The organism is Pseudomonas sp. ML2-2023-3, from assembly GCF_037055275.1.
Classification (GTDB): Bacteria; Pseudomonadota; Gammaproteobacteria; order Pseudomonadales; family Pseudomonadaceae; genus Aquipseudomonas.
This window is the reverse complement of the sequence record NZ_CP146343.1, coordinates 4,442,236-4,462,419: the sequence shown is the minus strand read 5'-3', so window position 1 is coordinate 4,462,419 and position 20,184 is coordinate 4,442,236. Positions and strand designations below refer to the sequence as shown.

General features: G+C 58.1%; 17 protein-coding genes and 1 pseudogene. 7 read left to right on the top strand and 11 right to left on the bottom strand.

All coding sequences use genetic code 11. The annotated features are described in order from the left end of the window. Both V6P94_RS20555 and V6P94_RS20550 read right to left on the bottom strand, forming a co-directional pair. Positions 1–1,608: a carboxyl transferase domain-containing protein gene (locus V6P94_RS20555; protein ID WP_338648565.1), complete on the bottom strand. Its 1,608-nt coding sequence runs from the start codon at positions 1,606–1,608 to the stop codon at positions 1–3. 11 nt (positions 1,609–1,619) lie between these two features. Beyond that, positions 1,620–2,783 carry an isovaleryl-CoA dehydrogenase gene (locus tag V6P94_RS20550; protein ID WP_133077925.1) on the bottom strand — a complete coding sequence of 388 codons (1,164 nt, stop codon included), beginning with the start codon at positions 2,781–2,783 and terminating at the stop codon, positions 1,620–1,622. Positions 2,784–2,987: 204 nt separating this feature from the next. Between V6P94_RS20550 and V6P94_RS20545 the strand changes: the two genes are divergently transcribed. Further along, a complete protein-coding gene (locus V6P94_RS20545; protein WP_338648563.1) occupies positions 2,988–4,676 on the top strand; it encodes an AMP-binding protein in 1,689 nt (562 codons plus the stop codon). 613 nt (positions 4,677–5,289) lie between these two features. Here V6P94_RS20545 and V6P94_RS20540 read toward each other — a convergent pair. From V6P94_RS20540 to V6P94_RS20530, 3 genes are all read right to left on the bottom strand, one after another. Further along, positions 5,290–6,186, bottom strand: a complete 897-nt coding sequence (locus V6P94_RS20540) for a hydroxymethylglutaryl-CoA lyase (protein WP_219262092.1) — start codon at positions 6,184–6,186, stop codon at positions 5,290–5,292. A gap of 115 nt (positions 6,187–6,301) precedes the next feature. Beyond that, entirely contained in the window at positions 6,302–6,700 is a 399-nt protein-coding gene (locus V6P94_RS20535; protein WP_133077922.1) for a MerR family DNA-binding transcriptional regulator, read from the bottom strand. Positions 6,701–6,726: 26 nt separating this feature from the next. Then, entirely contained in the window at positions 6,727–7,692 is a 966-nt protein-coding gene (locus tag V6P94_RS20530; RefSeq protein ID WP_133077921.1) for a LysR family transcriptional regulator, read from the bottom strand. Positions 7,693–7,847: 155 nt separating this feature from the next. Between V6P94_RS20530 and V6P94_RS20525 the strand changes: the two genes are divergently transcribed. Continuing rightward, the gene (locus tag V6P94_RS20525) at positions 7,848–9,047 is read left to right on the top strand and encodes an acyl-CoA dehydrogenase (RefSeq protein WP_133077920.1); all 1,200 of its coding nucleotides are present in this window, start codon (positions 7,848–7,850) and stop codon (positions 9,045–9,047) included. 26 nt (positions 9,048–9,073) lie between these two features. Here V6P94_RS20525 and V6P94_RS20520 read toward each other — a convergent pair whose 3' ends face one another. Next, positions 9,074–10,381 carry a substrate-binding domain-containing protein gene (locus tag V6P94_RS20520; protein ID WP_405046711.1) on the bottom strand — a complete coding sequence of 436 codons (1,308 nt, stop codon included), beginning with the start codon at positions 10,379–10,381 and terminating at the stop codon, positions 9,074–9,076. 89 nt (positions 10,382–10,470) lie between these two features. After that, positions 10,471–11,283, bottom strand: coding sequence for an exodeoxyribonuclease III (gene xthA, locus V6P94_RS20515; protein ID WP_219262094.1), 813 nt, complete (start codon positions 11,281–11,283; stop codon positions 10,471–10,473). Positions 11,284–11,450: 167 nt separating this feature from the next. Between xthA and V6P94_RS20510 the strand changes: the two genes are divergently transcribed. The 3 genes from V6P94_RS20510 (at position 11,451) to V6P94_RS20500 (ending at position 17,564) form a co-directional block, all read left to right on the top strand. Then, the gene (locus tag V6P94_RS20510; protein ID WP_133077917.1) at positions 11,451–12,101 is read left to right on the top strand and encodes a GNAT family N-acetyltransferase; all 651 of its coding nucleotides are present in this window, start codon (positions 11,451–11,453) and stop codon (positions 12,099–12,101) included. 64 nt (positions 12,102–12,165) lie between these two features. Then, positions 12,166–13,893 carry an autotransporter assembly complex family protein gene (locus V6P94_RS20505; protein WP_133077916.1) on the top strand — a complete coding sequence of 576 codons (1,728 nt, stop codon included), beginning with the start codon at positions 12,166–12,168 and terminating at the stop codon, positions 13,891–13,893. Next, the gene (locus tag V6P94_RS20500; protein WP_338648558.1) at positions 13,890–17,564 is read left to right on the top strand and encodes a translocation/assembly module TamB domain-containing protein; all 3,675 of its coding nucleotides are present in this window, start codon (positions 13,890–13,892) and stop codon (positions 17,562–17,564) included. Before V6P94_RS20505 ends, V6P94_RS20500 begins: the two co-directional genes overlap by 4 nt. Here the strand turns inward: V6P94_RS20500 and V6P94_RS25115 are convergent. Both V6P94_RS25115 and V6P94_RS20495 read right to left on the bottom strand, forming a co-directional pair. Beyond that, a pseudogene (locus V6P94_RS25115) lies at positions 17,546–17,635 on the bottom strand (SEC-C metal-binding domain-containing protein); the annotation flags it as partial. The gene V6P94_RS20500 and the pseudogene V6P94_RS25115 overlap by 19 nt on opposite strands. Next, on the bottom strand, positions 17,636–17,773 hold the full coding sequence (locus tag V6P94_RS20495) for a hypothetical protein (protein ID WP_219262096.1): 138 nt from the start codon (positions 17,771–17,773) through the stop codon (positions 17,636–17,638). A gap of 148 nt (positions 17,774–17,921) precedes the next feature. Between V6P94_RS20495 and V6P94_RS20490 the strand changes: the two genes are divergently transcribed. Then, the gene (locus V6P94_RS20490) at positions 17,922–18,110 is read left to right on the top strand and encodes a hypothetical protein (protein WP_019828355.1); all 189 of its coding nucleotides are present in this window, start codon (positions 17,922–17,924) and stop codon (positions 18,108–18,110) included. Here the strand turns inward: V6P94_RS20490 and V6P94_RS20485 are convergent. Beyond that, positions 18,107–18,493 (bottom strand): fe2+ zn2+ uptake regulation protein, encoded by a 387-nt coding sequence (locus V6P94_RS20485; RefSeq protein WP_326397578.1) that lies wholly within the window; start codon positions 18,491–18,493, stop codon positions 18,107–18,109. The two genes, V6P94_RS20490 and V6P94_RS20485, sit on opposite strands and share 4 nt — an antisense overlap. 212 nt (positions 18,494–18,705) lie before the next feature. Further along, a complete protein-coding gene (locus tag V6P94_RS20480; protein WP_338648553.1) occupies positions 18,706–19,701 on the bottom strand; it encodes a FecR family protein in 996 nt (331 codons plus the stop codon). 164 nt (positions 19,702–19,865) lie between these two features. On the opposite strand from V6P94_RS20480, the gene V6P94_RS20475 reads away from it, so the two are divergent. Next, a complete protein-coding gene (locus tag V6P94_RS20475) occupies positions 19,866–20,141 on the top strand; it encodes a PepSY domain-containing protein (RefSeq protein WP_016782369.1) in 276 nt (91 codons plus the stop codon). Positions 20,142–20,184: the final 43 nt, after the last annotated feature.

Genomic DNA, 20,184 nt, shown 5'->3' with positions numbered 1-20,184 from the left:
TTACATCCGGAACACGCCAAAGCGCGTGGCGTCGATCGGGGCATTGAGTGCCGCCGACAGGCCCAGGGCCAATACGTCGCGGGTTTGCGCCGGGTCGATCACGCCGTCATCCCACAAGCGCGCGCTGGAGTAGTAGGGGTGGCCCTGGTGTTCGTACTGATCGAGGATCGGCTGTTTGATCTCGGTTTCTTCCCGTGCCGAGAACGCCACGCCATTGCGTTCAGCCTGTTCACGCTTGACCTGCACCAGCACCCCGGCCGCCTGTTCGGCACCCATCACGCCAATTCGGGCGTTTGGCCACATCCACAGAAAGCGGGGATCGTAGGCGCGGCCGCACATCCCGTAGTTACCGGCACCAAAGCTGCCGCCGATGATGACGGTGAACTTCGGTACTTTGGCGCACGCCACGGCCGTCACCAATTTGGCCCCGTGCTTGGCAATGCCACCGGCTTCGTACTTTTGACCGACCATAAACCCCGTGATGTTTTGCAGAAAGACCAGGGGAATACCGCGCTGGCACGCCAACTCGATAAAGTGCGCGCCTTTTTGTGCGGCCTCTGCAAACAGAATCCCGTTATTGGCCAGAATCGCTACCGGGTAGCCGTGTAAATGGGCAAAGCCGCACACCAGCGTGGTGCCGAACAAGGCCTTGAACTCATCGAACACTGAGCCGTCCACCAGCCGGGCAATGACTTCACGCACATCAAAAGGCTGCTTGGCATCAGCCGGGACGATGCCGTACAGCTCTTCGCGGCCATACAACGGTGCCAGCGGCGTACGCAGTTGCAACTGGCCCAGCTTGCGCCAGTTAAGATTGGCAACGCTGCGCCGGGCCAGTGCCAGCGCGTGTTCGTCACTGTCGGCGTAGTGGTCGGCCACCCCTGAAATCTTGCAGTGCACATCGGCGCCGCCCAAGTCCTCGGCGCTGACGACTTCACCCGTGGCAGCCTTGACCAGTGGCGGGCCAGCCAGAAAAATCGTGGCCTGCTGGCGAACCATGATGGCTTCGTCGGCCATGGCGGGCACATAGGCGCCGCCAGCGGTGCATGACCCCATGACCACGGCAATTTGCGGAATGCCCGCGGCACTCATGTTCGCCTGATTGAAGAAGATGCGCCCAAAGTGCTCGCGATCAGGGAACACTTCATCCTGGCGTGGCAGGTTGGCGCCACCGGAATCCACCAGGTAGATGCACGGCAAGCGGTTCTGTTCGGCGATGGTTTGCGCCCGCAGGTGTTTTTTGACCGTCAGCGGGTAGTACGAGCCGCCTTTGACGGTGGCATCGTTGGCCACAATCATGCATTCCACGCCTTCGACCCGGCCAATGCCGGCGATTATTCCGGCAGCTGGAACGTCTTCGCCGTACACGTTGTATGCCGCCAACTGACTCAGCTCAAGGAAGGGCGAACCGCTGTCCAGCAGGCGATCAATGCGCTCGCGAGGCAGCAACTTGCCCCGTGAAGTGTGACGCTCCTGGGCCTTGGCCCCGCCACCCTGTTGCACCTGCTCAAGCAGGGCATGCAGGGCATCAACCTGTTTGAGCATGGCATCACGGTTGAGGCTGAACTCGGCCGAGCGCGGGTTGATCGTCGTATGCAAGATGGACATGCCTACGCTCCTTAGCGAGTTTCGTTGAAGAGTTCACGCCCGATCAGCATGCGGCGGATTTCGCTGGTGCCGGCGCCGATCTCATATAGCTTGGCGTCACGCAGCAGGCGGCCGGCCGGGAATTCGTTGATGTAACCGTTACCGCCCAGAATCTGGATCGCATCGAGGGCCATTTGTGTGGCGCGTTCGGCGCTGTACAGAATCACCCCGGCGGCGTCCTTGCGCGTGGTTTCGCCCCGTTCGCATGCGGCTGCGACGGCATACAGGTAGGCGCGGCTGGCATTGAGCTGGGTGTACATGTCGGCAACCTTGCCCTGGATCAGTTGAAACTCGCCGATGCTCTGGCCGAACTGTTTACGGTCGTGGATGTACGGCACGATCAGATCCATGCATGCCTGCATGATCCCGGTGGGGCCGCCCGAGAGCACCACGCGCTCGTAGTCCAGACCGCTCATCAATACCTTGACCCCGGCATTGAGCGTACCCAGCAGGTTTTCTTCCGGCACTTCAACGTCGTCGAAAAAAAGTTCGCTGGTGTTGGAACCGCGCATGCCGAGCTTGTCGAAATGGCTGCTTCGGCTGAAGCCTTTCCAGTCACGCTCGACGATAAATGCACTGATGCCGTGTGCGCCTTTTTCCAGATCGGTCTTGGCATAGATCACGTAGGTACTGGCATCCGGACCATTGGTGATCCAGGTTTTGCTACCGTTCAGCACAAAGTGGTCGCCGCGCTTGTCGGCGCGCAGTTTCATCGATACCACGTCGGAACCGGCGTTCGGTTCGCTCATGGCCAGTGCACCGACGTGCTCGCCGCTGATCAGTTTGGGCAGGTACTTGAGTTTTTGTTCGTGGGTGCCGTTGCGGTTGATTTGATTGACGCACAGATTGGAGTGGGCGCCGTAGGAGAGGGCGACCGAGGCCGAACCGCGGCTGATTTCTTCCATCGCCACCACGTGGGCCAGATAGCTCAGGCCGGTGCCGCCGTACTCTTCAGGGACTGTGATGCCGAGCAAGCCCATGTCACCGAACTTGCGCCACATGTCTACCGGGAACAGGTTGTCCTTGTCGATTTGCGCCGCCCGTGGCGCCAGTTCGGCGGCGACGAAGTTCTGCACCTGATCGCGCAGCATGTCGATGGTTTCGCCCAGGGCGAAGTTCAAAGTCGGGTAGCTCATGTGGCACCTTGATCGTTGTTCTTATGGAGGCGTTTACTGCGTCGCCATTGATAGCCTTGACGTTAACGTAAACTTGGGGCTTAACGCTGTCAATGACCTTTACGTTAACGTCAACTTAGGCCAGAGTAATTGCAATTCTTCAAATGAGCGGGCGCGCACGTGCGCCTTGCTCATGCTCCCAGAACAATCACAAGAGGAGTTGTCATGAAGCAGCAATCCGTCCCCAGTTACAGCCAGGGTGCGCTGGACAAGTCACTGCTGGCAATGACCATAGGTCAGGCCTTCGATCAGACAGCTGCGCTTTATCCCGAGGGAGAAGCGCTGGTGGTGCTGCGCCATCAACAGCAGCGCTACAACTGGGCGCAATTGGCCCGGGCAGTTGATCTGCATGCCAGGGCGTTACTGGCTTTGGGTTTGAAGGTGGGGGACCGGCTGGGCGTGTGGGCTCCCAATGGCGCCGAATGGTTTATCAGCCAGTTTGCCAGCGCCAAGATCGGCGTGATTCTGGTCAATATCAACCCTGCGTATCGGCTCTCGGAGCTGGAGTACGTACTCAAGCAATCGGCGTGTCAGTGGCTGGTGTGCGCGGGTGCGTTCAAGACATCCAATTATCACGCAATGCTCCAGGAACTGATCCCGGAGCTGGCCGGGCAATCGGTCGGCTCACTGGAATGTGCGCGCTTTGCCGATCTGCGCGGGGTCATCAGCCTCGCGCCTGAGCCGCCTGCAGGGTTTTTGCCGTGGTCGCGACTTGCCGAATTGGGGGGTGAGGTTACGGCTGATCAACTCCATGCCCGCCAAGACAGCCTGCACTTCGATCAGCCGGTCAACATCCAGTACACCTCAGGTACGACAGGGTTTCCCAAGGGCGCGACCCTTAGTCATCACAATATTCTCAACAACGGCTATATGGTTGGCGAAAGCCTGGGTTTGACGGCCAATGACCGGCTGGTAATCCCGGTACCGCTGTACCACTGCTTTGGCATGGTCATGGGCAACCTGGGGTGTGTGACTCACGGGACGACAATGATCTATCCCGGTGAAGCCTTTGACCCGGGCCTGACTCTGCAAGCGGTGACAGATGAGCGGGCCACTGCGCTGTACGGCGTACCGACCATGTTTATCGCGATGTTGGATCATCCGCAACGTGCCGGGTTCGATCTGTCGAGCCTGCGCACGGGGATCATGGCGGGCGCCACGTGCCCGATCGAGGTGATGCGTCGCGTCATCAGTGAAATGCATATGGGAGAAGTACAAATTGCCTATGGCATGACTGAAACCAGCCCGGTCTCGATTCAGACAGGTCCGGCAGACGAGCTTGAATTACGTGTTACCACTGTGGGGCGTACCCAGCCGCAACTGGAGAGCAAGCTGATCGACGCCGAGGGAAACACCGTTGAACGCGGTGAGATTGGCGAATTGTGTACTCGTGGTTACAGCGTGATGCTGGGTTACTGGAACAACCCGCAGGCGACCCGTGATGCCATCGACAGCGAGGGCTGGATGCACACCGGTGATCTGGCGCAGATGGATGAGCAGGGGTACGTGCGCATTGTGGGGCGCAACAAGGACATGATCATTCGTGGTGGCGAGAACATTTACCCGCGGGAGCTGGAGGAGTTCTTTTTTACCCATCCGGCAGTGGCGGATGTGCAGGTGGTGGGTATTCCGGACGCCAGGTATGGCGAGGAAATCGTGGCCTGGATCAAGTTTCACCCTGGCCACACGGCCAATGAGCTTGAGCTGCAAACCTGGTGCAAGTCCCGTATTGCCCACTTTAAAACGCCGCGTTACTTCAAATTTGTTGATGCATTCCCGATGACCGTGACCGGCAAGATCCAGAAGTTCAAAATGCGCGAGATCAGCATTCTGGAATGCGTGTCCCAAAACTGAAACCCAGTGGGAGCGGGCGTGCATCGCGAGCAAGCCCGCGCCACAGAAACAGGCAAAATCTCGAATCCCGGACAACACAAAGGGGAGCCTGGGCTCCCCTTTAATATGTCGTGCATGCTCTTTTTTTATTATTGAAGGGCGGTTTATTGTTGTTTTTGGAACTCACCCTTTACTGCGTTTTTTTGCGATCCCCATCCGGGATCAAGAGCAAACGTATTTTTTTGAGCGCTGATCCACTTTCATCACGGGCTATCAAACCTGTGATCCAACCTGTGCGGGTGCTACCTGAAGGTAGTTTTATTATTCTCTGCCCGGTTGCGAGGTGGTTTTTAGGCGCCTCGGAAAAGTAAACCTTCTCCAAAAAAATCTGTTAGCTGCGTCTCTGCCGTGTTGTTTTTGTTATGTCAGAGTCGTTTCGTATTGTTTTTATTATGTTGCTGCGGTTTTTATTCTTGTTATGCCATAGAGATAGCAGGAGCCGTGCCAACTTTTAAAAATCCTTATAAATCAAAGGCTTGTATTTCTTGGCAATAAAAAATCGGCCAGTGGGATGGCCGGTTTGTTTCCGTGTTACTCGTTTGTGGGGAGGTGAGGTAACACCATGGAACACTTTTTAGCCCTGGCGGGCCTTTGCTACCCGTGACCCGGTAACACGTCCCAGCACGTTGCAGATGTGCTCGCCTGCCAGGAGCAGCTTGTCCATGTCGACTCCGGTTTCGATGCCCATGCCATTGAGCATGTACAGCACATCTTCCGTGGCCACGTTACCGCTGGCGCCCTTGGCGTAAGGACAACCGCCGAGCCCGGCGATGGAACTGTCGAACACGGCAATGCCTTCTTGCAGGCTGGCGTAGATATTCACCAGCGCCTGACCGTAGGTGTCGTGAAAATGCCCGGCGAGTTTTTCCCGTGGTACGTAAGCCGTTACAGCTTCAAACAGGGTGCGCGTGGCCGTTGGTGTTCCGGTGCCGATGGTGTCGCCCAGCGACACCTCATAGCAGCCCATGGCGTACAACTCGTTGGCCACCTGTGCCACCTGTTGCGCGCTGACCTGACCTTCATAGGGGCACCCGAGCACGCAGGATACATAGCCGCGAACGCTGATGCCGTGCTGTCGGGCGGCCTCGATAATGGGGATAAAGCGCGCCAGGCTTTCGCTGATCGAGCAATTGATGTTGCGCTGCGAGAACGCCTCGGAAGCGGCTGCAAATACCGCCACTTCTTTTACGCCTGCCGCCACGGCATCTTCAAACCCGCGCATGTTGGGCGCCAGTGCTCCGTAGACCACGCCCGCCTTGCGGCGGATTTGCGCAAAGACTTCGGCCGATCCGGCCATTTGCGGCACCCACTTGGGCGACACAAAACTGCCGACTTCGATATAGCCCAACCCGGCATCAGTCAGGGCGTCAACCAGTTGCACCTTGTCAGCGACGCTGATGGGCAGGGCTTCATTTTGCAAACCGTCGCGCGGGCCAACTTCGATCAGGCGCACATGGGTTGGAAGTGTCATGGGGGTCACCTTCTGCGAGTAGTTACCCTTCAGTGGGAGCGGGCCTGTTCGCGATGGCATCGCTGCAGTCCGCATGATGTACCGCGTCGCCCGCTTCCACTGAAGGTATCAGCGTCTAATGGGGTATCTGGCTTTGCAGCGTCTGTTCCAGCGCCTGGAGACACCGCTCTTCAGCGGTATCGAGTTCCAGTTGCATCTGCTGGATATCCAGTAACTGTTGTTCAAGCTGCTCGCGGCGTTCGGCAATCTTGGCCAGCATGCTGTTGAGTTGCTTTTGGTTGCCGCTGGTGGGGTCGTAAAGCTCAATCAGCTCGCGGCATTCGGCCAGGGAAAAACCAATGCGCTTGCCGCGCAGGATCAATTTCAGGCTGACTTTGTCCCGAGCGCTGTACACCCGCTCCTGGCCGCGTCGCTCAGGGGCGAGCAGCCCTTGTTCTTCATAAAAACGAATGGCACGGGTGGTGATGTCGAGCTCGCGGGCAAGGTCGGAAATACTGTACGTCTGGCTGCTCATGGGCGGGCTCTGGAAAATTCGTATTCTTAAACTAATGGCTGGTTGACGTTTACGTCAAGCAAGCTGGCAGCGCAGGATTTCTTTTCCAGGGTTGCCTGCTGCTGGCACAGTTCGATCAGTTGCTCGCGCATCCAGCGATTTGCCGGGTCTTGTTCGGTGCTTTCGTGCCAGTACAAATGGGTTTCCACGTTGGGGAGTTCATTGAGTGGCAAGGGCACAAAGTGCAAGGCATGGCGGCGGGCAAAGCGTTCGGGCACGGTCATCACCATGTCGGTCTGTTGCAGCACATTGGAAGCCATCAGGTAATGCTGGGAGCGCAAGGTGACTTTGCGTTGCAGGCCCATTTTGCCCAGCGCCAGGTCCACCTCACCCAGGCCATTGCGACGGGTCGAGATATGAATATGGGACATGGCCAGATAGTCATCCAGGGACAGGGTGGTCTGACTGGCTAACGGATGGCCTTGACGCATGGCGCACACGTACCGGTCTTCCATCAACTTGACGTGGCGCACCTGGGGATCGGTATTGAGCGGTGCATCCACCGCAAAATCCAGACGTCCGGCAGCAAGATCGCTAGTGGTCTCTCGTCGATGGGACAGAAAACTCTCGATCACCACCGAGGGTGCCTGACGCCGCAGACGCTGAAACAGTGGCGGCAAAATGACCGCCTCGGTCAGGTCCGTCATGCTGATGCGGTAGGTCTTGTTGGCTTGCAGGGGGTTGAAGGTGCGGCTTTCTTGCACTGACACGCGCAAAAGCGCCAAGGCACTGCGCACCGGGCTGATGATGTTCTGCGCCATCGGCGTTGGCACCATGCCTTGGGCCGTGCGTACGAACAGCGGGTCGTTGAAACTCTCGCGCAATCGCGCCAGCGCGTTGGACACGGCAGGCTGAGTGATACCGATGATTTGCCCGGCGCGGGTCAGGTTGGCTTCGGTGTAGATGGCGTCGAAGACGACAAACAGATTGAGATCAACCTTGTTCAGATTCATGGCGCTTGGCTCTTATTGTCAGGGGCGGTGACACGGGCGAATCATATATTGCTTATGAATGGTAATACACGCTGCTAATAGGTGGCGCAAATAAAGGGTGGCTGCTCTAGCATCGGGCATCACTTTTCGACATTCCCGGTAGAAGGTAGCCACCTATGGATTTCGCTTATTCCCCGAAAGTTCAGGCACTGCGCGAGCGTGTGACAGCGTTTATGGACGCCCATGTCTACCCGGCGGAGGCGATTTTCGAGCAGCAGGTGGCTGCAGGCGACCGCTGGCAGCCGACCGCGATTATGGAAGAGTTGAAACTCAAGGCCCGTGCCGAAGGCCTGTGGAATCTGTTTCTGCCCGAGTCCGAGCGGGGCGCCGGTTTGACCAACCTGGAATACGCCCCCTTGGCTGAAATCATGGGCCGCTCGATGCTGGGTTCCGAACCGTTCAATTGCTCGGCGCCTGATACCGGCAACATGGAAGTGCTGGTGCGCTATGCCAGTGATGCACAAAAAAAACAGTGGCTGGACCCGTTGCTACGTGGCGAAATTCGCTCGGCGTTCGCCATGACCGAGCCGGACGTGGCGTCATCGGATGCAACCAACATGGCAGCCCGCGCTGTGCGCGAGGGTGACGAGTGGGTGATCAATGGCCGCAAATGGTGGACTTCGGGCGCCTGTGACCCGCGCTGCAAAATCATGATCTTCATGGGCTTGAGCAATCCTGAGAACCCGCGTCATCAGCAGCACTCGATGATCCTGGTGCCCGTTGACACACCCGGAGTGAACATCGTGCGGCCACTGCCGGTGTTCGGTTACGACGATGCACCCCACGGGCACGCTGAAGTGTTGTTTGAAAACGTGCGAGTGCCCTGCGAAAACGTCTTGCTGGGTGAGGGCCGGGGTTTTGAAATTGCTCAGGGTCGTCTCGGCCCCGGACGTATTCATCACTGCATGCGCTCCATCGGCATGGCCGAGCGGGCATTGGAGCTGATGTGCAAGCGCGCCCTGAAGCGCACGGCGTTTGGCAAACCGCTGGCACGTCTGGGGGCCAATATCGACAAAATCGCCGACTCTCGCATGGAAATCGATATGGCGCGGCTGTTGACGCTCAAGGCCGCGTACATGATGGACACCGTGGGCAACAAGGTGGCGAAAAGCGAAATCGCCCAGATCAAGGTTATCGCCCCGAATGTTGCCTTGAACGTCATCGACCGGGCGATTCAGATTCATGGCGGGGCCGGGGTGTCGGGAGATTTCCCCCTGGCCTACATGTACGCCATGCAGCGCACGTTACGCCTGGCCGATGGCCCGGATGAGGTACACCGTGCGGCGGTGGGCAAATTTGAGCTGGACAAGTGGTAATCAGGTTTCTGCCGGAGGGAGTCTGGTCAATATACCCACACCTCAACCCGACGATTCTTGATGCGGCCTTCATCTTCGGTGTTGGCCGCCACGGGCATTTGCTGACCGTAACCACGAATTTCGCGCAGTATCACGCCGCTTTTAACCAGCTCGCGGCGCACGGCCATTGCCCGCAACTTTGACAGCAGTTGTGCCCGCTCGGGATCGTCCTTGGCATCGCCAAAACCCACCAGCGTCACCTGATTGATCATCTTCTCGTGGGTCTTCAAGTAGTCGATGACTCGCAGCAAGTCCTGGTGCGCCTTGTTGTCCAGTGATGCACTGCCTTCTTCAAAGCGAAAGTTGACCGTCAGGCGCTGGGCCTGCCTGGTCAGCGTCTGGTACTGCGCGGGCATATGGGCACCGGGCAGAACACGTGCGGCCTGCACGCTTTGGGCGACGAAGCCGTTCTGCGCGACGATGGCCTGACCCTGCGGGCTTTGGGTGAACGTCACCAGCGCCCTGGCCCAAGGGTTGCTGGAGGAGGGCGGCAAGTAAAAGAACAGTCGTCGCGACAAGGGGTAGTCCTCGCTGGCGATCAGGCTGGAGAGCGGCAACATGGGCTGGGATGCACCGTCGACGATGGCGACGGCTTTGGCTTGGCGGATATAAGGCAGGCCGATGAAACCGATGGCCTGGGGGTCGTGGCTCACGGCATCCGATAGCTGCTCGCTGGATTCGAAGCGCTGCGCGGTGCGGCTCAGGGCGAGCCTGTTGCGGTTCAGTACCAACTCTTTAAACGTGTCCCAGGTGCCGGACTGTTCATCCCGGGCATACAGGTGGATCGTGCCGCCGACACCGCCCACTTGTTCCCAGCGGTTGATCTGGCCGCTGAAAACCTGTGCCAGTTGTTCGGTATTGAGCTGATTCAGCGGGTTGCGCGGGTGAAGAATAATCGCCAGGCCGTCGATGGCGATGACTTGCTCGGCGTCCGGGCTTTTCAAGTCCCCGAGGCGTTCGAGGTCGACCAGTTCACGGTCCTTGATGGGCCGAGATGAGGCCACCAGATCCGCTTGGCCGGCTGCAAGGGCAGTGAAGCCGGTGCCAGAACCGTGAGCCGCGACATCCACACGAATCTGCTGACCCTGGGCGTTGGTGCCGACAATGCTGTGCTCGTTGGGAGGCATGACCGGGACGCTGTGGATGTCGTGCAGACCTTGCTCGGCCAGCATGGCTGCCACCAGTGATGGCCCGAGGTTGGCACCGATAGTGTTGGAGCCCTGGATCCGCAAGTCTGCAGCGATGGCCAGGGTGGCCATCGTGCATAACAGGGTCAACGACATAAAGCGCAGCATTGAGGGGCACCTTCCTGGAGCCATAGAAATGTCTGCAATTTAAGTCAGGAACGTTTCAAACCGATGACGCAAAGTTCCGGGATTGTGGGTCAGCTCAATTCCAGCCAGATCGGCGCATGGTCTGACGGTTTTTCCATGCCGCGCAGGTCGTAGTCGACGCCTGCTGCCTTGATTCGTGGCACCAGCCCCTGGGAGGCAAGGATCACGTCAATGCGCAGGCCACGCTTGGGCTCGTCTTCAAAGCCGCGGCTGCGGTAGTCAAACCAGCTGAAACGGTCGGCCACATCCGGATGCAGGTAGCGGAAGCTGTCTACCAATCCCCAACCCTTGAGGCGCTCCAGCCATTCGCGCTCTTCCGGCAAAAAGCTGCACTTGCCGGTTTTCAGCCAGCGCTTGGCGTTGTCCGGGCCAATGCCGATATCACAGTCTTGTGGCGAAATATTGATGTCGCCCATCACCACCAACGGTTGTTCGTTGCTGAACCGGCTTTCGAGCAACTGCTGCAGGTCGCTGTAGAAACGCTGTTTGGCCGGGAACTTGGTAGGGTGATCGCGGCTTTCGCCCTGTGGGAAGTAACCATTCATGATGGTGACGGGTTGGCCGTTTTCGTCAGCGAAAGTGCCCCAGATAAAACGCCGCTGTGCGTCTTCTTCATCGCTGGCAAAGCCTTTGTGCAGTTCCAGGGGCGCCTGACGCGAGAGCAGGGCCACGCCGTAATGGCCTTTTTGGCCATGGTAGTGAACGTGGTAGCCTAGCGCTTCGATGTCGGCGAGGGGGAACTGGTCGTCATGGACTTTGGTTTCTTGCAGGCCGATCACGTCAGGCTGATGTTTCTCGATCAGCGCTGCCAGCTGATGCGGCCGAGCGCGCAGGCCATTGATGTTGAATGAAACGATTTTCATGGGCGGGCAGTCCTGAGCAAAACTGCGATGCTAGCTGCCAGCGTGCAGTAGGGCAAATGCACTGCTAACGTAGGATGCACTTGGCCATGATTGAACTGTTGTGGCCCTCGGGGGTTCGTACCCATTGGAAGCGCCGCTATTGAGGCCGCGCCGGGGAGGTTGATCGCATGACGCAAACGTCGAACGCCACCAGTCAGATTCAGTTGCTCGACAGTGGTTATTCAAGAGAAGCGCGTTCCTTGCTGTATCAGGCTTATCGCCATGAGCCGACGTTTCGCTTTCTGTTCAACGCCGAGCGCAGTGGTTACGAGCAGCGGGTTCGGGCTACGGTACGGGAGTTGGTCAAACAGCATTTTCTGCAGGATTTGCCAGCGCTGGGGTTGCTGGTGGACGACCGTCTGTTGGGCATTGCCCTGATTGCCCCACCGCAACGGCGCCTGGGTATCACTGAAAGCTGGGCGTGGCAGTTGCGTATGGTGCTCAGTACCGGCTTGAACTGTACGAGGCGCTATCTGGCCTATCACGAGGCGGTGCAGGCCTGCGTTCCGGGGGATGCGGTGCATATGCTGCCGTTGGTGGGGATTCACCCCGAGTTCCAGGGTAAGCACTACGGTGAACAGTTGCTTGAAGCGGTGCATAACTGGTGCGCCGAGGATGAGCATTCCGAAGGCGTGGTACTCGACACCGGCAACCCGCATTACCTGGAGTTCTACAAACGCCAGGGCTATGTGGAAATCGGTGAAGTTGCCATTGGGCCCGTTGTAGAACATGTGTTCTTCCATGCCAATCCGCAGGTGTCGCATACAGCAACGGCCTGAAGACGAAATTTTTGCCCGTTGGCGCGCTCTATGAGCCCCCCAGCCCGTGATAGCATCCGCGCCTATGAAGTTCTCAGGAAGATTTACCAGTGGTGTTGTCCTGCTGCTCAGCAGCTTTGCGGTGTCTGCCCAAAGCGAGTTGGTGGTCAGAGTCAAACCGGCAAACGATGCCCTAAAGGCCAACGTGGAAGGCTACATAGGCAGTCTCGGTGATCGTGACGAGAAAGCGTTATTGCGCTTTCAACGTGGCGCTCAGGAGCAGGCCCTCAAAGCTTCCCAGGCCTTGGGCTACTACCATCCCTCTATAGAAGCCGAGGTCAAACCCGGCGATCCGCCGCGTCTGGTGTTGAGCATTGATCCCGGCGAGCCGGTGCATCTGCGCAACGTCAACGTGCGCGTCGAAGGCCCGGCAGCCGCTCTTAAAGCCTTTCAAATTCCGGCCAGTGATGATCTGAAACCGGGTGCGGTGCTCAATCAGGGCAATTACGAAGACGCCAAGCGAATGATTCAAAACCGTGCCCTGCGTTACGGTTTTTTCAACGGCAAATTTACTCAGCACGAACTTCTGGTCGACCCCAAGGGCGGGTTTGCGGATATCAATCTGGTCTACGAAAGCGGGCCGCGTTTTTTGCTTGGCAAAGTCACTTTTGCGGGCGATGCACCTTTTGACCAAACCCTGCTTGACCGCATGGTGCCTTTCAAGCCGGACACCCCTTACGACTCTGAACTGGTCGCCGAACTCAATCAGAATCTGCAAAGCAGTGGGTATTTTGAAGTCGTGCGCGTCGATGCCGCGCCCAGTACCGCAGTGGGGCAAGTGATTCCGATTGATGTTGATCTGGAAACCCGCAAGCCGCGCACCATGACCCTGGGCCTTGGCTATTCGACCGACACCGGAGCCCGTGGCAAAGCCAGCTGGATGCGTCATTGGGGCAATCCCCGGGGCGACAGTTATGGCTTTGAATCCGAAATTTCCCAGCCCAAGCAAAACGTCGGCGCCTGGTATGACATTCCGCTGGATCCGCCGCTGACCGACAAGCTGCGTCTTGCCGCGGGCTATCAAAACGAAGAAATCGCCAACACCGATACCCTGAGCAAACTGCTCACGGTCGGCCCCGAGTGGCACAGCAAACTGGACAATGGCTGGACGCGAATCGTGTCGCTCAAATGGCAGCACGAAGAATACCGTCTGGGCGACGACTCGGGTCTTAGCACCCTGTTGATGCCGGGTGTCAGCTATTCGGTATTGCGCAGTGACAACCGTATCGATCCCAGCCACGGCTACAGCGTGGTCACGGAGATGCAAGTGGCCAAGGAGGGGCTGTTGTCTGACACCAACCTGTTTCACGGCGATGTGAAATTCAAGGCATTGACCACGTTGTGGGACAAGCACCGCTTTTTGGGGCGAATTCAGTTTGGCGGCAGCGCCACCAACGGCTACAAGTCGATTCCGCCGTCCCTGCGCTTTTTCGCAGGTGGTGATCAAAGCGTGCGTGGCTATGACTACCAGAGCCTGTCACCGAGAAACGCAGAAGGTGATCGTATCGGCGGGCGCTACATGCTGGCCGGCAGTCTCGAATATCAGTATCAGTTCGCCGAAAAATGGCGTTGGGCGACCTTTGTCGATCAGGGCAATGCGTTCAATACGCTGGACTTCCCGAGTCTGAAAACCGGGGTCGGCGTGGGTATTCGCTGGATCTCGCCGGTAGGCCCGATTCGTCTGGATCTGGCCCATGCGCTGGATGACGATGGCGGTGTTCGTTTGCACTTCTCGATGGGGCCAGAACTGTGATTCGTGGTTTGAAAATAGCGGGTCTGGTGCTGTTGGCGCTGGTTCTGCTGGTGGTGGTGAGCGTGGGCGTGATTCTCGGTACGCAGGCGGGCAGCCGCTGGGTGCTGGGTCAGGTGCCAGGCTTGCAGGTTGAAAATTTTGCCGGGCGCCTGGGCGGTCAGTGGGGTGCCGATCACCTGCTGTGGGAGCAAGGCACCAGTCGGGTAGAGGTCAGCAGGCCCATATTTGCCTGGTCGCCGGGTTGCCTGGCCCGTATGACCCTGTGTATCGATCAGTTGCAGGCCGAGACTATCAGCCTGCAATTCCCGCCCAGTGAAGACAGCAGCAGCGGTCCGGTCAGTCTGCCGGAACTGAAACTGCCCCTGGCGATTGAGGTGGGGGTGGTCAAAGTCGGCAATGTGCTGTTCAACGGCATCGAACAGCTCAAAGGCATGCAGATGTCGGCGCAATGGACAGCCAAGGGCCTGGAAATCGAGTCGGTACAGGTCGAGCGTGAAGACCTGAACGTTGAATTGTCCGGGTTGCTACAACCCTATGGCGATTGGCCGTTGACCCTGCAAGGCACTATCAGCCTGCCTGCACCGGACGACAAGACGCTGGAGGTGGTGCTCAAGGTTGAAGGCAATCTGCGCACCACCCTCAACCTTGCGGCCGACACCAGCGGGTATCTCACTGCACACCTGACGGGGGAGATCCAGCCGTTGGCGGACAATCTGCCGGCGCAGTTGAAAATCACCGCCGAGCCGTTCAAGGCCAGTCCCGACCTGCCGGCTACTCTGGTGCTCAACCAGCTGTTGCTGACAGCCAAGGGCGATCTTAAAGACGGTTATGAACTCAATGGCAGCGCCACATTGCCCGCTGAAAAAGAGCCGGTGAATCTGCTGCTCAAAGGTCGGGTAGATGCCAAGGGCGCGCAAATCGCAGCGCTGGACTTGACCGCCAGTCCGCTGCAGCGCTTGAAGCTGTCAGGGCAAGTGGACTGGCAGGAGGGCTTGAGTGCCGAGGCGAAAATCGACTGGCTGGAATTCCCGTGGCACAACCTGTACCCGGTGATCGACAAGCCCGATGTGGATTTGCGCAAGTTTGTCGGCGAAGTGTCCTATCGCGATGGCAAATATCTGGGCAACTTCCAGGCCGATCTCGATGGCCCAGCAGGCAAGTTCAGCCTCGGCAGCCCGTTCAGCGGCGATCTGGGCAAGATATTTTTGCCACAGCTGAAACTGGTCGCCGGGCAGGGCAAGGCCGAGGGGCACGTCAATGTGCAGTTCGCCGAGGGTGTGGCCTGGGACACGGCACTGGACTTGAGTGCCATCAACCCTGCGTATTGGGTGGCCGAATTGCCGGGTACGCTGGCAGGCCCGCTGCGCAGCAAAGGCTCGTTCAAAAATGAGCGTCTTGAGCTGGATGCCAACCTTGATCTCAAAGGCCGTTTACGCGGCTTGCCAGCAGTGTTGCAGGCCAAGGCCAACGGTGCGGGAGAAGCCTGGACGCTCAGTGCGCTGGATATTCGCCTGGGTGACAACCGGATCAATGGCACCGCCACGTTGCAGCAGCAACTCAAGGCCCAACTGGATCTCAACCTGCCGCGTCTGGGGCAGCTCTGGCCGCAACTGCGTGGCCAGCTCAAGGGTCGTGTCGATGCTGGAGGCACCCTGAAAGCGCCCCAAGGCACGGTGAAGCTTAATGGCCAGCAGTTGGCTTTCGCCGATAATCAGCTGCAAAACCTGACCCTGGATGCCAACCTCGATCGAAATCAGCGTGGCCGCCTTGACCTCAAGGGCAGCGGGATTCAGGTCGGGGACACTCAGCTCGGTGTGCTGACCGCCAACGCCAGTGGCGATATCAAGCGCCAGCAGCTCAAGCTGGGTGTGCAAGGGCCGATGCTGCAACTGGCCCTGGCACTGGATGGCGGCCTGGACAAGGACAATTGGCGCGGTCGATTGGCCAGCGGTGACGTCAAGGCCGGTGGGCAGGCCTGGGTGCTGCAAAATCCGGCAAGGCTGGAGCGTCTGGCCGATGGCCGAGTCAATCTGGGCTCGCAGTGCTGGATTTCAGGCCCGGCCAGTTTGTGCAGCGAAGAACAGCGTTTGATGCCTGATCCAAAACTGCGCCTGCACCTCAAGCAGTTCCCCCTCGACAGCCTGGCCGAGTGGCTGCCCAAGGACTTTCAATGGCAGGGCGACCTCAATGCCGATTTGATCCTGGACCTGCCTGCCAGCGGGCCCAAAGGTCAGATCGTGGTCGATGCCAGCGGTGGCACGCTGCTCTTCAAGGACAAGGGGCAGTGGGTCGACTTCCCGTACCAGGCGTTCAAGCTGACCAGCAACCTGACCCCCAACCGTGTCGATTCCCGCCTGGATTTCGACGGTGGCAAGCTGGGGCAACTGATGCTGTCGGCGCGAATCAATCCGCTGCCTAAAAGCAAACCGATCAGCGGGGAGTTCCGCCTGACCGGGCTGGACATCTCGATGATCCGTCCGTTTGCGCCGATGGTAGAAAAGCTCACCGGTCAGTTGAACGGTACGGGCACCATTTCGGGGGCTTTGCTGGCGCCCCATGTCATCGGTAATGTGGCCCTCAGTGAGGGTGAAATCTCTGGACCGCAGTTGCCGACCAACTTCGAAAATGTGCAGCTTTCGGTGGCTATCAATGGCGAGACAGCTCTGCTCAATGGCGGCTGGACCAGCGGCGAGAAAGGACAGGGCAGCGTCAGCGGTAATGTGGCGTGGGGCCAGACCATGGCGGTCAACGTCCTGGTCAAGGGCAACAGCCTGCCGGTAACGGTCGAGCCCTACGCCAAGCTGGAAGTCGCTCCGGATCTGAAAATCACCCTCAGTCCCGACAACACGTTGTTGATCGCGGGTCGGGTCAATGTTCCCAAAGGTGAAATCGTAGTTCGCGAATTGCCGCCTTCGACGGTGAAGGTTTCGGATGACACTGTCATCGTGGGCCAGCAGGCCGCTGATGAGGCGTCGCCGATGCAGGTCGACATGGATATCACCGTGGTAGTGGGCCAGGAACTGCTGACGTTCTCGGGCTTTGGTCTGAGCGCCGATCTGGCGGGGCAGGTCCATATCGGCAACAACCTGGATACCCGCGGCGAGTTGCGCCTGAACAATGGTCGCTACCGCGCCTATGGCCAGAAGCTGACCATTCGCCGGGCGCGTCTGTTGTTTGCAGGGCCGATCGATCAGCCGTATCTGGATATCGAAGCGATTCGCCAGACTGACGACGTGATCGCGGGTATCCGTCTGACGGGCAGCGCCGAACAGCCAACCACGCAAATATTCTCGGAACCGGCCATGAGCCAGGAGCAGGCGTTGTCGTACCTGATTCTGGGGCGTCCGCTGACAGGCACCGGCGAAGATGAAAACCTGCTGGCTCAAGCGGCCCTGGGCCTGGGGTTGTTGGGCAGCTCGGGGATCACCACCAGTTTGGCGAATCATTTGGGGATCAAGGAGTTTGAACTCGACACCGAAGGCAGTGGCAACAACACGTCAGTGGTGGCCAGTGGCAAGATCAACGAGCGCCTGAGCGTGCGTTACGGAGTGGGTGTGTTTGAACCTGCCAGCACCATTGCCCTGCGTTACAAGTTGAGCAAGCGGGTGTATGTCGAAGTGGCGAGCGGCTTTGCGAGCTCGCTGGATATCTTCTACAAGCGGGACTTCTGACCGCTGTGAAATGTGACTCCCCACCCTGTGTGAAAGCGGGCAAGCCCGCTCCCACAAGGGCAGGGGGCGTTTCAGTAACGGTTGTAATAGCCTGGACCGCCATCATGATGACGGTGACCGTCATGCCATCCATGGCCTGGAAAAATCACGCATCCGCTCATGGCCAGGATGAGCAACAACGGAACCAGCCTGGTGACTCGACGTAACATGTGTGGATCCTCATGGTTAGAGCCATAGCAGCTAAAAAACTGTTCTGGCTGTAAGATGAGACCTCGAATGTTTCAATTTATTATCGAAAACCGAACATATTTGTCAGGTCCCGGTTTTCGCTTTCAGACTTACTTTCAGGAACAGGTTATGACCCCTTCGCAGCGCTTGAAATACTCGATTTTGATTTCACTGGTGGTTCTGGGAATCATGTTTGGTCTTTCGTACATGCAAAACGCCGGCATGATCACTGAAAAAATGTTCCAGTACGTCGCTATCGGCGTGGCCGTGATCGTGGTCGTGATCAATGGCGTGATGCGCCGCAAGACCAAGATTTAAGCTTCGATCTTCCCTGTCAAAACGGCTTCAGCCTGCGGATGCAGGCTGTAGCTCTTGTCGCTGTTGAGCACCACCACCCCTTCGCTGCACAAGCGCTTGAGTACCTCGCGCACACTCAGAAATGACAGTGGAATATCCAGTGCCTGCAAATGGCTGTGCATGCCCCGCACCCCCAGCCTGCGATCATTGCCGGCAGCCGTGAGCAGTGCGTCAATGACCTTGAGGCGCACCAGGCTGGTACGCAGCCCGAAGCACTTGAGTAAGTGGCGAATCCGTTCGTTGCCCTGCAAGGGAGTCAGCGTTTGCAACAACCCCGAGTCGGGCTGGAAAGCTGCGTCGCGATGCTGGTGGCTACCATCCGTTGGTATGTGCTGGTTGTGCATGCAAAAAACTCCTTTTCAGAGCCTGATCAGGAAAAAATAAAAAAGCGCTCTTGGTTAACTAGACGAATGAGCGGCTGAAATCATGAACATTGGAATGTAGAAATTTTGTCGTGAATTCATCTCAAACGCGTACGCGTCCAGTGTGGACGGGGGTTTGGACTGATTATTAAATTTTTTTAATCTGTGCGGTCTTTCACAGGCACGCTGAGTTTTCAGGGCCGGGCGTTCAGCACCGGCGAGCCTTGCGCATTGATACTCAGGTACACCGGCAAGACCTTGGGCAGGGACGTGACCAGGTGATCGATTTCGCGAGTATTGAACACCCCGCCGATACGCAGCTTGCCCGTGGCGCTGTCGGCCACGGACAGAGGGCGATCCAGGTAGCGGTTGATCAGGGGCAAGGCATCGGCCAGTGACAGGTTGTCGAGTACCAGCTTGCCGTTACGCCACGCCAGATCCGGCGTGCCGGCTGGGGTCTGGCTGATTTGCGCTGCGTAGTCTCCCGCCTTGTAGCGCGCCTGCATCCCCGGCTCCAGGCGCAAGCCGTCGCCACTCAGACTCTTGTTGCTGGTCACCAGCACGGAGCCCTCCAGCAGCGTGACCCGTACCTGATCCTCGTACATCCACACATTGAACTCGGTGCCTGTGACCCGAACCTGTCCCTCTGCGGCCCGGACCAGGAACGGGTGCGAGGCATCATGGCTGACCTTGAAAAACGCTTCGCCCTTGCTCAGGGTCACCCGGCGTTCATCCTTGAAGTTGCTGAACGTCAGGTGTGTACCCAGATTGAGCTCGACTTGACTGCCATCGGGCAGTGTCACCGTCTTCGCGCTGGTATCGGCCGCAAAGCGTTCATGGGCATTGGGAATCCAGCCCAGCTGCCAGCCGCTATAAGCCGCTACCGGGGCGGCGAGCAGAGTGATGGCCGCGGCCACGGCAACACGCTGCCAGGCGCTTCGACGTGGCGCGCTGGGCAATGCAACCACCCGGGCCTCGGCAGGCGCGGAGCGCGTCAGGTGCTCACTGACATCCCAGATGTCCAGCATCGCTTCATATTCAACGGCGTGCCGGGGATCGGCATTTAGCCACGCAGCAAAAGCTTCACGTTCCTGGTTTGTGCAATCGGGCTCGTGCAAACGCATGCACCACTGAGCCGCAGCTTCAGTGATGGCATCGTTTTCGGCTTCTGTGGGGCGTGCTTCACTCATTGAATTTTCCAGGTTTTGCGCATTCTAACCCCGCACTGGAGGTAACGAGAACATGAGCCAGGTCAAAAGCATGTCAATTAGCCCTATGGCCGGGATTTTCTCTGCTACGGTTGTTCCAGTCACATTGAGTACCAGACGCAACATCAATTAATGGAGTTAAGACAATGTTGAAGAAAACCTTTGCTGCTGTGATCACTACTGCTGCTTTGTTGAGTGCCGGTGCAGCGATGGCTCAGCCTGTTGACCCCAACTGGGCATTCTCCAAAGAACTGGTAGAAGTGCTCAAGAACAAGAACGGCTACACCGTCATCAAGAAAATCGAAGCTCAGGATCCTGCCGCCGGTATCTGGAAAGCAGAAGGGATCAAGAAGGTCGATGGCCTGGAATATGAAATTATCTTCGATTCGACCGGCAAGGTGATTTCCGAGAAGAAAGACTGATTCTCTTCACCTGAGACGAATCGCCCGCTGAGCGTTTTAACCC